Annotated in this window: 10 protein-coding genes; 5 read left to right on the top strand and 5 right to left on the bottom strand. The window is 44.6% G+C overall.

The window, feature by feature from the left end; genetic code table 11:
* Positions 1–7 precede the first annotated feature (7 nt).
* Positions 8–565: a superoxide dismutase family protein gene (locus tag B3Q63_RS12205; protein WP_183620600.1), complete on the top strand. Its 558-nt coding sequence runs from the start codon at positions 8–10 to the stop codon at positions 563–565.
* Positions 566–695: 130 nt separating this feature from the next.
* Here the strand turns inward: B3Q63_RS12205 and topA are convergent, their stop codons facing one another.
* Complete coding sequence (gene topA / locus B3Q63_RS12200; RefSeq protein WP_296177149.1) at positions 696–3,365, bottom strand: type I DNA topoisomerase; 2,670 nt, start codon at positions 3,363–3,365, stop codon at positions 696–698.
* 282 nt (positions 3,366–3,647) lie between these two features.
* A complete protein-coding gene (locus B3Q63_RS12195) occupies positions 3,648–4,208 on the bottom strand; it encodes a hypothetical protein (RefSeq protein WP_271134556.1) in 561 nt (186 codons plus the stop codon).
* A gap of 341 nt (positions 4,209–4,549) precedes the next feature.
* Between B3Q63_RS12195 and B3Q63_RS12190 the strand changes: the two genes are divergently transcribed.
* Entirely contained in the window at positions 4,550–5,089 is a 540-nt protein-coding gene (locus B3Q63_RS12190; protein ID WP_296177146.1) for a DUF2799 domain-containing protein, read from the top strand.
* 240 nt (positions 5,090–5,329) lie between these two features.
* On the opposite strand, the gene B3Q63_RS12185 is transcribed toward B3Q63_RS12190, so the two are convergent.
* From B3Q63_RS12185 to B3Q63_RS12175, 3 genes are all read right to left on the bottom strand, one after another.
* The gene (locus tag B3Q63_RS12185) at positions 5,330–5,731 is read right to left on the bottom strand and encodes an ExbD/TolR family protein (RefSeq protein WP_296177144.1); all 402 of its coding nucleotides are present in this window, start codon (positions 5,729–5,731) and stop codon (positions 5,330–5,332) included.
* A 107-nt stretch (positions 5,732–5,838) separates the two neighbouring features.
* The gene (locus B3Q63_RS12180; RefSeq protein ID WP_296177139.1) at positions 5,839–6,546 is read right to left on the bottom strand and encodes a MotA/TolQ/ExbB proton channel family protein; all 708 of its coding nucleotides are present in this window, start codon (positions 6,544–6,546) and stop codon (positions 5,839–5,841) included.
* Positions 6,547–6,721: 175 nt separating this feature from the next.
* Positions 6,722–7,690, bottom strand: a complete 969-nt coding sequence (locus tag B3Q63_RS12175) for a TonB family protein (RefSeq protein ID WP_296177137.1) — start codon at positions 7,688–7,690, stop codon at positions 6,722–6,724.
* A gap of 421 nt (positions 7,691–8,111) precedes the next feature.
* On the opposite strand from B3Q63_RS12175, the gene B3Q63_RS12170 reads away from it, so the two are divergent.
* The 3 genes from B3Q63_RS12170 (at position 8,112) to B3Q63_RS12160 (ending at position 11,564) form a co-directional block, all read left to right on the top strand.
* The gene (locus B3Q63_RS12170; RefSeq protein WP_296177134.1) at positions 8,112–9,164 is read left to right on the top strand and encodes a siderophore ABC transporter substrate-binding protein; all 1,053 of its coding nucleotides are present in this window, start codon (positions 8,112–8,114) and stop codon (positions 9,162–9,164) included.
* A gap of 70 nt (positions 9,165–9,234) precedes the next feature.
* Entirely contained in the window at positions 9,235–10,335 is a 1,101-nt protein-coding gene (locus B3Q63_RS12165; protein ID WP_296177132.1) for an ABC transporter permease, read from the top strand.
* A gap of 251 nt (positions 10,336–10,586) precedes the next feature.
* Positions 10,587–11,564, top strand: coding sequence for an iron chelate uptake ABC transporter family permease subunit (locus B3Q63_RS12160; RefSeq protein WP_227692294.1), 978 nt, complete (start codon positions 10,587–10,589; stop codon positions 11,562–11,564).
* Positions 11,565–11,691 lie beyond the last annotated feature (127 nt).

The raw sequence follows: 11,691 nt of genomic DNA, 5'->3' as shown, positions 1-11,691 counted from the left end.
GATAATAATGAATAAGACGATGCTTGCAAGTGCCCTATTATGTGGTTCAGCGTTGGTAATGACGGGTTGTCAAACCGTCGAAGGTCAAATGCAAACCGGTAATCCACTTAGCCAACCTGCGCTAAAATCTACTATCAATGCAGTCGCTGGTAATAAAAATGAAGTGGGTCAAGTATTCCTACGTCCAGTTGATGGCGGCGTACAAGTCTACGGTAAGCTCATGAACCTGCAACCAGGTAAAACGGTATCACTACACATCCATGAAACGGGTAGCTGTGCTGATATGGGTAAAGCGGCAGGTGGTCACTTCAATCCAGATAATAAACCGCACTCTAACCCTGATGATATGAATGGTCATGCGGGCGACTTGCCGAACTTAACCGCCAATGCCGATGGTGTTGCTACTATCAACTTTGTAAATAAGAAAATCTCCGCTGCTGATGCCGGTAAATATAGTGTTAACCGTTTAGCCTTTATCGTGCACAGCGGTGTTGACGACTATACTAGCCAGCCAGCTGGTAATGCAGGCGATCGCGTTGCTTGCGGTATCATCGAAAAGAACTAATCGTATTTAGCCAATAACTTTTAAAGCTCAATACTGTTAGTTTTATTAAAATTGATAGCATAAAAAAACCTCTTAGATTATCTAAGAGGTTTTTTTATTTAAAGCAATTTATGGTAAAAGTAAAACAGGTTTACTCTTCTACCCATTCACCATTACGCCAGTACACACCCCAGCGCGTGGCTTTGCCGTTTTTCTCAGAGCCGATATACTGCTCTTTTTTCTTCCGCGACCAGCGCAAAATGGTTGGATTGCCATCAGGGTCTTCGTCTGGACCTGCGAACAGATACTGGAACTTATCTTCCATTTTATCTTTGATTTCGCGTAACTCAGCAAGCTTTGGCGGACGTGTTTCGCGTACTTTCGGGAACTTAGATGCTGCTAAGAACATCCCAGCCGCGCCTTCACGCAAGATAAAGTAATCATCATGCTTGGTCGATTTCAGCTCTGGCAAATGGATAGGATCCATACGCGGCGGCGCTGCTTCACCGGTTTTAAGTACTTTGCGGGTATTGTCACATTTTTGACACGCAAAGTAAGGACCAAAACGCCCGGTTTTTAGCTCCATCTGCCCATCACATTTATTACAATCGATGGTTGGAGCATCTGAGCCCGGTACTTCAAACTTACCTTCTTCTAAGATATAACCGTCACAATCAGGGTTATTACCGCAGATATGTAGCTTAAGACCCCCATCAACGATATAGCCGTTCATGGCCGTACCGCATTTCGGACAGCGTTTCTTTTCCATCAAATCTTTAACTTCAGCCGCTTCATCATCGCTGTCGCTATCATCAAGATTGGCAAACGCTTCGACTGGCATTAAGTTCTTAGTGCCTTTACAGCGCTCTTTTGGTGGTAAGTTATAGCCAGTACAACCTAAGAACACACCCGTTGAGCCGGTACGCAGCTGCATCGGACGATCGCAAATATCGCAATGTACATCGGGCACATCGGTTGGATCATTCGGACGCATGCCGTCTTTTTCTTTGGCACGATCTAGGGTTGTTTTAAAGTCGCCATAAAAGTTATCGAGGACATCTTTCCAGTCGGTATCGCCCTCAGCGACATGGTCAAGCTTGTCTTCTAATGCGGCGGTAAAGGTATAATCCATCAAATCTGGGAAACTTGCCGTCAATCTATCGGTGACGATATCGCCCATTTTTTCGGCAAATAAACGCTTATTTTCAAGCTTCACATAGCCGCGATCTTGAATGGTCGAGATGATAGAGGCGTAAGTCGATGGACGACCGATACCTTTTTTCTCAAGCTCTTTGACCAAGCTTGCCTCGGTATAGCGCGGTGGCGGCTTGGTAAAGTGTTGACTAGGATCAAGCTTATCTAGCGTTAATTTGTCGCCTTTTTTGACATCTGGAAGCAACGTATCGTCAGTCTTCGCTGGTGGCATGACTTTAGTAAAGCCATCAAACACTAAGGTACGACCACGGGCTTTTAGCTCAACATCATTGGCAGCGACGAATAGATTTACTGACAGGTATTTTGCTGGCAGCATCTGACAAGCCACAAACTGACGCCAAATCAGCTCATATAGGCGGATTGCATCGCGCTCAACACCTTTTAGCTGGGTTGATTTCATATTGACGTTAGACGGACGAATGGCTTCATGCGCCTCTTGTGCGCCTTGTTTATTGCCATAGAAGTTTGGCTTTTCTGGCACATATTTTGCGCCATAGCTGTCTTCGATATATCCACGAACAGCAGCCAATGCATCACCCGACAAGAATGTCGAGTCGGTACGCATATAAGTAATATGACCGGCTTCGTATAAACGCTGCGCCAAAATCATGGTTTTCTTAACTGAAAAACCTAAGCGCGTACTGGCTGCTTGCTGCAATGTCGAGGTAATAAAAGGCGCACTGGGACGCGATTGCGTTGGCTTCTCTTCGCGCTCTTTAACAATAAAGTCGCTTGAGTTAAGCACTGCTAATACTTTATCGGTCTGTTCTTTATTGACAAGCTTTAGCGTTTTGCCGCCTTGCTTGGTTGCCTCTAAACGAATCGCAATTTGCTCAGCGTCTGTGGCTTTACTATCGGCAATATGGGTATCAGCATGAATCTGCCAGTATTCTTCTGGAATAAAGGCGCGAATCTCATGCTCACGCTCAACCACCAAACGCATGGCAACGGACTGGACACGACCTGCTGACAGACCGCGAGCAACTTTTTGCCACAGCAGCGGCGATACCATAAAACCAACCACGCGGTCTAAAAAGCGCCGCGCTTGCTGCGCATTCACACGGTCAATATCAAGTTTTGATGGTTGCTTAAAGGCATTTTGAATGGCGGATTTGGTAATCTCGTTAAAGACCACGCGCTCATACTTACTGTCTGCGCCGCCGATGACTTCTTTTAGATGCCAAGCAATCGCTTCCCCCTCTCTATCCATATCCGTTGCGAGATAGATTTTATCAGCGTCTTTGGCTAAGGCTTTAAGCTCTTTGATGACCTTGGTCTTATTAGGCAATACTTCATAGACTGCCGCCCAGTTATGTTCTGGGTCAACGCCCATGCGCCGGACCAATGCTTGTTGGGTTTTTTCTTCTTTGCTCAGGCTGTCATCTTTTTTGCTCGCCGCTGGCTTCTTCGCGCTTTTGCTCGCGCCCACTGGCAAATCACGGACATGACCGATACTTGAGCGTACGATAAAGTCATCGCCCAAGTATTTGTTAATGGTTTTTGCTTTGGCGGGTGATTCTACGATCACCAAAGACTTGCCCTTTGGACTGTCTTTAGTTTTGTCAGCAGCCGCAGCTGGACTTTTTTTGGTTGCGGGTTTTGCCATAAGTGACGACACCATAATAAGTAAATTAAAATAAGGATAAATTCAGCAGCATGGCAATTTATAATAGTTAGTTATAATGGCTCAGCGAATTATTGTAGTAAGGGCTGCTGATAAAAACGGTTATAAAACAAACAATAACCATAACGCATACATACAGTTATAAAGACGTTACACTGCTAAGCATTAAGCTGTCAACTGAAAATGACTGAGAGTTTGCCAAAAGGACTTGCATATTGCCTCTTAATGGAGACGAAAAAGTAATTTGCTAGCTTGCAACGATTTTTATAGCTGCTTTTGCATCTGTAATGCCCATCTCTCAAGGTTTTCTTTCAGTATTAATAAGTCGGTTTCAATGGCTTTTTGCTGATAAGCAGGGTTGGTTATGGGGCGCACATAGGCAATATCTTCCCAATAAATAATAATGCTATTCGACTTAACCAATAATGCTTTTACAAATGGCTCAATACCAACGGGCAGCGCTAAAGGCTCTTTATCTAAGCTAAAATTGGCTTGTACGGGTAAGCTTTTATTGTCGCCGCTATTATTAATGTCATGACTGCTGGCATTGCTAGCCGGACGCCATTGTCCATCTATCACCTGATAGCGCGTCAGTGGCAGTTTTATATTCTCCAGCACCAAACCATATTGCCCAATCATGCCGCGACCATACTCATTGTCTTTGCCCTTTACCCAATCTGGGCAAGTAACTAACTTGGGATTGAGTTGTAAGCGACGCGCCGTCATACGCAGCTTATCCAAACGCTGGTCGATTCCGCTAGGTTTGAGCGCCATCATACTCCCTAATACGAATAGTACAATGGCGATCGCAATCCATATTCCCATAACAGTCTGACCTTTTAGCTTAAATGAAGTAATGCTATAAATTAAAATAGGGCTAATAACCTATAAGCGTGGTTATTGATATAAAAAACTTAAATACAAACGGCTGCTAGCTGGGTGCTTATAATGAGCGCAAACCATTAAAAATCAAGCGCCCTGAAATGCTATCGTTGATAACTAGCGAAATGCTGAGCAAACCTGACACTTAGCAACGCCTTATTATTTATAGTGGCATATCAAATACTTAGTACAGAAAGCCACTGATTCGATAACAAGATGCAAAAAGTTGACCGCCTAAAAAAGTGCTATGATAAACCATAATTTTAAACACGCGCAGGTTTATTATGAATTATCATCTTAAGCGAAACTCATCGACCGCCTCACAAGTAGGTAAATGCGTCGGTAAAATCATGCGTAAACCGCGTCTTGCTATCTCGCTAATAGGCGCGGCTTTGTTTACATTATCCGGCTGTGCGACGACCCAAAACCTAACGCCCGAACAATGTCAAAGCAGCAATTGGCAAGAAGTCGGCTATGCCGATGGTATCCGTGGGCGCTCAGGTGCTTACTTTGGGCACTATACCAATCAATGCGCAAGTGTCGTTGGCGCAACGCCAAACCGCGTATTGTGGGAACAAGGTCGCCAGCAAGGGTTGAAAAACTACTGCACTGAGCTCAATGCTTATAAGCTTGGCCGCGAAGGCTATGATTGGCAGCCTGTCTGTCCGCTCGAAGGTATCGAAAAGCTCGAGGAAGCGTACTCCCAAGGGCGTTACTATTATATCCGCCAGCGTGACCTTGATTATCTGCGCTCGCCCTATCCGTTTGGTTATGGCTCTGGACGCTTAGGTTATGGTTATCGCCCATTTGGCTATGGCTGGTAATCGCTATATAAAGCATTCAACTTATAAGCTATTCGCTTAGCTCAAAGGCAGCTGAAAAAAAGATAACCTCGCAAGGTTGCCCAAGCGAGGCCGGAGAAAAGAGTTATTATTTTAATTATTCTTGTTATTGTCTTGGTTATTTTTTTATTAATAAGCCTACTGGTTTATCTTGGCAGTCTGTTTTTCTAGAGACTGTTTTTCATAGCGCATTTACTTTTAAGTCCTGCACGTTTTAAAAAATTACTCGTTAACAAAAGCAATCTTACTTAGCCCCGCTTGGCTGGCAACCGCCAATACTTGCGCCACGGTATCATACTTACCTTCTTTATCAGCGCGCAGCTGGATAGACGGATCCTTACCGCTCGCCGACTGCGCTTGCAGACGCGCTGCTAACGCTTCCATACTGATAGGCTCATCATCCCAAAATAAACCCGCATCTTTATCAATGCTAATTTGAATGGCTTCTGGCGGCGCTTGGTTTAGCTCAGCACTGGTCTTTGGTAAATCTAAGGGGACGGTTGGGTTTAGCACCGTCGCCGTCAATAAAAAGATAATCATCAATACCAGCATGATATCGATAAGCGGAATAAGGTTCATCTCATTCATGCTTTGAACGTCATCATCACCCAATTGAAATGCCATAATTATTCTCAATATTTTTAATTAGCGTCTTTGCCGCTCGTGCTTCCAACTGATTTTCGCGTTGCTTTTTTTAAACTGCTTTAGCTTAGCGCTTTATTGTTAAACAATCATGACAGCTGCGATGGCGCTGACTTATGATAAGGTTCAGATGACTGAACGGCTTTTTGCTCAGAGCTCATACTTTTGGTTGATTGGGTTTGAGTCGCACTAGACGTACTGTCTGCTGTTGATTGCTGAGCTGATGATTGCTGAGAAGCCGCAATATCGGCAGATTGCGCCAGTAAATCATGCGCTCTATCGTTGGCATGGTACATCACGCGGCGGTTGATACGCACCGCTAGGTTATAAAACACCACCGCTGGAATGGCAACAGCGATACCCAAACCCGTCATAATAAGAGCTTCACCAACTGGCCCTGCTACTTGCCCCAAGCCCGCTTGCCCACTGACGCCAATATTATGCAGCGCATGAAAAATACCCCACACCGTGCCAAACAATCCGATAAATGGCGCAATTGCTGCCGTTGTACCAAGGATAGGTAGACCGCGCTCACTGGCAAAACGGTAGCGACCGATATGCTTAAGTAAGGTCTGCTCAATCACCAAACGCCGTGTCGCACCATCCGTATCAATCAAACGTGCCTGCTTGCTATGAATCTGCGCACTCAAATCATCGGCGACACTAGCCACCAGCTTGCGACTTTGTAATACACGAATGATACCAGTCACCCAAGAAATGATAGATAAGGCGAGTAGTAAAAAGAACAAAGTCCTAGTCACCATATCGCTATACTGCCAGTAGGTTGTAAATTCCATGTGAGAGTCCTTAGGTTTGATGCAACCATGTGATGGCGCTGCGCACATTCAGTCTAGCACCATCATAAATGTTATAAATCTGCTGAATCCATCATTTCAAAATGACTAGATTTTATATAGTTTTTGTCAAACAGCTCAAATACAGAGCCCAGTACTGAACAGTGAAACCGAATCACTAAGGCACGGCATAGCTTATGGGTAAAGTCACATTACCAACCACTGGCACGCCGTTTTGAGTAAAGGGCTTAAATTTGCCAGAGCGTACCTGACGCTGCGCCTCTTTATCGACTATCGCATTGCCTGATGATTGAGCAATTCGCACGCTATCGATACCGCCTTGTTTATTCACTCTTAATACCAATACGACATCAAGAGTATCACCTGAGCGGGCTCTACGCGCTGCACGCTCAGGAAAGCTAAACCTCGGTGCTGACGCCCAATTGGCATTGCTGGCGGTAAAATTGACCGGCTCATTACTGGCCGCCGCCGCTTTGGCGTCAGCATCTGCTTTTGCTCGAGCAGCCGCCTCTGCTGCTTCCCTTTCAGCCTTTGCCTGTGCTGCTTTTTGAGCGGCCTCTTTTGCAGTCTTTGCATCTGCAGCAGCTTGTGCCTCGCGAGCAGCTTTGGCGTCTGCAACTGCCCTAGCGTGGGCGTCTTGAGCGGATTTTTCCGCTTGTGCCGCTATTATCTTACGTTGCTCATCGGCCATCGATGTATCTATTTTAGGGGATTCTTTTTTAATAACGTCAGGCTTTTTGTTTTCTACTTTAGCAACAGGTTCGACATCAGCCGTTTTGTTCTTTATCTCTGTTGGCTTTGCTGTCACTACTTTAGCCTTCGGTTCTGCTATTGGTTTTTGTTGCGGCTGCGATTTAGGCGGTTCTATTCGTTCAGGCTTTACTTTTGGCTGAGGCTTTTGCTGAGCGGCTGGTTGCCCCGCTTCTACCTCAAGCTCGGTATTTGGAGCAGGCAATGAGACGAACTCTATCTCGATAGGCGGCGTTTCTTTTACTGGCTCAATTTTAGGCTCAGACGGTTTTATCGTTACCAAAGCAACGGCCGTGAGCACATGTAATCCCACCACAACGATAATAGCGATAAGTATTGCTTTCAGTGGTGGCGCGTCTAAATCCGTTGAACTCATAACACCCTAACATTTAACCGTCATAGAATGGTGTCGATAATAATGCAAACGATAATTATTATCAATAGTAAATTTCCAATATCTTTAGTCTAATCTCTCATATTCTAGAAAATCCTGATCAGCAAAACCCAATATAAATAATTACTGACACCTTATGACGTAAGCATTTTATAAGATTAATATAGTAAAAATTGTCAACGTTAATAAAACCCATTATCATTGTTATTGATAATAAGTCTCAATTAATTTATCATGATGGCTGTTTTATGATACTTATATAAGCAATTTATCATAAAAAACCAATTATAAAGCAACGATAGAAAACAGCCTTGATAAGTTATAAGTTGATTCATTATTTAGCAGTTTTTATTTAGTATTTTTCCTATAAGACTGCCCAACCCTTTGATAAACCGAGTTATTTATGCCTACTACTATATGCTCAAACCACAACGCTAGCCCCCTTTTTAAGCGTCCTTTATTAGCTGCCATGATGACAGCGCTGATTGCCAGCATTGGCATGGCAGGTTGTAGTTCGCCTGAATCCAATGACTCTGAGCCAGCAGATGCCAAGACTGAGAACCAAACGGCTGACAAATCCTCGAACGTTGCCAATAATGACAATGTTTCTGTGGCGACCATTGCCGTCGATACGACAAAAGGTAAGGTCGACTTGGCAATGAATCCGTCACCATTGGTCGTTTATGACATGACCTTGATGCAAGATTTGGCGGCACTTGATGTGGCGGTCGATGGCATGCCAAGTGGGCTTCATTTAGATAATTTACACTCAAAAACTCAGCCTGAACCAAAATCAGTCGGTACGGTATTTGAGCCAGACCTTGAAGCCTTGAACGCTATGCAGCCACAAGCTATTTTGGTCGGCTCACGGATGGCAGAAAAATACGACGCGCTTTCAAGAATCGCGCCAACGCTTGATATGACCATTGATACGGCAAATATTTATGAGTCGAGCAAGCAACGCCTGCATGATTTGGGCGCTTTATTTGGTAAAAGTGCTCAGGCAGCGAAACTACAAGGCAATATTGATGGTCTTATCGCTGACACTAAAACCTTAACCAAAGATAAAGGCAAAGGCTTAGTGGTTATGGTGAATGGCAATAAGCTGTCCGCTTATGGTGATAAGTCGCGCTATGGCTTTATTCATACGGTATTAGATATCCCGATGGCCGATGACCAAATCGCCGATGCGCGTCACGGTCAGCCAGTATCTTTTGAGTATCTACAAAAAACCAATCCAGACTGGCTATTCGTCGTCGATCGCAGTGCAGCAATTGGGGAAGATGGCGCTGGTGCAAAAGCAGTATTGGACAATCCATTGGTCGCGCAAACCAATGCTTGGAGTAAAAATCAAGTGGTTTACCTCAGCCCAGATTCTTACCTAGCATTCGGTGGTTATTATCAATGGATGCAGGACTTGACCACCATTAAAGATGCTTTTGCGAGTGCAAAATAAACGTTATTACTGTTCAAGCAACTGTTACTGATTGCATTTTTAATCATCCATTTCTAAGCCAGTAGACGTTATGTCGTTATTTTCCAATCGCGCTCATGCCCGTGTCAAAGCCAGTCCTGCTTTGCCAGCTGCAACATCAAGTTGGCAAAAAAAGACCCGCAGTGACTTGAGTCCTAACCATCAACGTGCCGCCATACCACCGTGGTTAATAAACACAGCCAGCCTCATTATTATGGGGCTTTTGGTGTTATTAAGTTTATCCATTGGGGTGGCAGATTTTTCGTGGTCAGGTATCTTGCACAGCATTATCAATCATAGCGCCAACTCTGACAGCTCATTAATGTTGGTTAGCCGCATACCGCGTACCATTGCCATTATTTTGACTGGTATCGCCATGGCAGTTGCAGGGATGATTATCCAGGTGGTGCTAAAGAACCGCTTTGTTGAGCCCTCGATGGTTGGGGCCACTCAAAGTGCGGCATTGGGATTATTGGTCGTCAGCTTACTGTTTCCTGCGAGTGCGCTGCTTATCAAAATGGGCGTCGCGACCATTACTGCAATGTTTGGCATGATGCTATTTATGCTGCTCATTCACCGTATTCCGCCGACGGATTTTTTGATGATTCCGCTGATTGGTATTGTCTTTGGTGGCATTATCGAGGCGGTGACAACTTTTATTGCTTATCAAACTGAGTCGTTACAGATGCTTAGCGTTTGGCAGTTTGGTGACTTCTCGGCTGTATTAGCGGGCCGTTATGAATTGCTTTGGCTGACAGGTGGATTGTGCGTACTGGCTTATATTATCGCCGACAAGCTAACAATCGTTGGGCTAGGCGATAATATTGCGCTGAACTTAGGAATTAGCAAACGCCAAGTCACGTGGCTTGGCGTCGGTATGGTGGCGATGATGAGCGCTGTCGTCGTCGTGACGGTTGGTATGATTCCCTTTATTGGCTTGGTCGTGCCCAATATCGTCAGCCGATTGATGGGTGATAAATTACGCCGTAGCTTGCCAGCTGTCGCCCTACTAGGTGCTTCAGCAGTACTGCTCTGCGATATCATCGGGCGCTCTATTCGCTACCCGTTTGAAGTGCCAGTGGCTACTGTGTTTGGTGTGGTCGGTACGGTGTTGTTTTTATGGCTGTTATTACGTGCGCCTGCTGAGCAATAATATATCAATAAGACAGCTCCCTAATTGTTATTAACTCTTTTCTTAATTTATTCGTCCTGTTGTCTGCTTAGATAAGCTTGGCGTCGTTACTATTAAAGGTAGCATAGTAGGATTTACGTATGTTCTCATCGTCTAAGCATAACTTTATAAATGACAACTCTGCCAAGACTGGGTCGGCAAAAAAGAGTGTTGTAGAAAATGATACTTTAGAAAATGATACTTTAGAAAATAACAGCTACGCTAATACTTCTATGCAAGGACGCTTAGCACAATTTTGGGCATTTATCGCCAACCATCCAAAATCAATTGCCACCATTATCCTATTGATATCAATGACGCTGTTTTTGACACTTAACGTCAATGGCTATTGGGACTTTGCCCTGCCATTACGCGGTAAAAAATTACTGGCGCTAATGGTAGTCGGCTATGCGATTGGCGTATCGACCTTACTGTTTCAAACCTTAACGCAAAATCCCATTCTGACGCCATCACTGTTGGGTTTTGATTCGCTATATGTTTTGCTACAAAGCTTATTGGTGTTCTTTTTGGGTGCGATGAGCTTTACCAGCATCAATCCTATTGCCAAGTTTACGCTTGAAATCGTCCTGATGTTTGGCGCGTCCCTACTGTTGTTTCAAGTGCTGTTCTCGAAAAGCAGTCAGGATTTGACGCGGTTGATATTGGTGGGCGTCATCTTTGGCGTGTTGTTTCGCAGCTTATCGGCGCTGATTGCGCGCCTGATTAATCCTGATGATTTCGTCGTCGTGCAGTCTGCCAGTTACGCGCAATTTAATACCGTGAATCCGCAGCTACTGGGTATCAGCCTCTTTATTTGTGTCATTAGCGCTGTATTCATCTGGCGCTGGCGCTATCAATGTGATGTATTGATGCTTGGCAAATCGCAAGCCATTAACCTTGGCATTAATTATCAACGCTTAGCCTTTGGGCTGTTAACGGTCATCGCAGTATTGGTTGCCACGGCAACTGCTTTGGTCGGTCCGGTAACCTTTTTTGGCTTACTAGTCTGCGCTTTAACCAATCGCATCGCGCGGCACATGTATCATAGCGAGCGCCTGATATTGGTCAGTTTAGTAGCGATGATTTGCTTAGTACTCGGTCAGACGGTATTTGAGCAAGTGCTGGGTATGGCAGGGGTACTGTCGGTAGTGATTGAATTGGCAGGCGGCTTGGTCTTCTTAATACTAATTTTTATGACTCAGCGCCGTTAATTATGACTCAGTAAGACTGTACGAATCAAAAAAATTTTAGTGACAAGATATATAAATACATGCATATGCTACTGGGATAAGTTTTTTGCAGCCTCTGTCTACATCGGCGCAGCAAGCGAAAAAAACT

The organism is Psychrobacter sp. UBA2769, assembly GCF_002352555.1.
GTDB lineage: Bacteria > Pseudomonadota > Gammaproteobacteria > Pseudomonadales > Moraxellaceae > Psychrobacter > Psychrobacter maritimus.
Note: the sequence above shows the minus strand (reverse complement) of the source record. Positions and strands in the feature narration are given on the sequence as shown.

Excerpts from the sequence above, each read along its gene's own strand:
- B3Q63_RS12205 (WP_183620600.1), top strand. The coding sequence starts at position 8 with ATGAATAAGACGATGCTTGCAAGTGCCCTATTATGTGGTTCAGCGTTG.
- topA (WP_296177149.1), bottom strand. The coding sequence starts at position 3,365 with ATGGCAAAACCCGCAACCAAAAAAAGTCCAGCTGCGGCTGCTGACAAA.
- B3Q63_RS12195 (WP_271134556.1), bottom strand. The coding sequence starts at position 4,208 with ATGGGAATATGGATTGCGATCGCCATTGTACTATTCGTATTAGGGAGT.
- B3Q63_RS12190 (WP_296177146.1), top strand. The coding sequence starts at position 4,550 with ATGAATTATCATCTTAAGCGAAACTCATCGACCGCCTCACAAGTAGGT.
- B3Q63_RS12185 (WP_296177144.1), bottom strand. The coding sequence starts at position 5,731 with ATGGCATTTCAATTGGGTGATGATGACGTTCAAAGCATGAATGAGATG.
- B3Q63_RS12180 (WP_296177139.1), bottom strand. The coding sequence starts at position 6,546 with ATGGAATTTACAACCTACTGGCAGTATAGCGATATGGTGACTAGGACT.
- B3Q63_RS12175 (WP_296177137.1), bottom strand. The coding sequence starts at position 7,690 with ATGAGTTCAACGGATTTAGACGCGCCACCACTGAAAGCAATACTTATC.
- B3Q63_RS12170 (WP_296177134.1), top strand. The coding sequence starts at position 8,112 with ATGCCTACTACTATATGCTCAAACCACAACGCTAGCCCCCTTTTTAAG.
- B3Q63_RS12165 (WP_296177132.1), top strand. The coding sequence starts at position 9,235 with ATGTCGTTATTTTCCAATCGCGCTCATGCCCGTGTCAAAGCCAGTCCT.
- B3Q63_RS12160 (WP_227692294.1), top strand. The coding sequence starts at position 10,587 with ATGCAAGGACGCTTAGCACAATTTTGGGCATTTATCGCCAACCATCCA.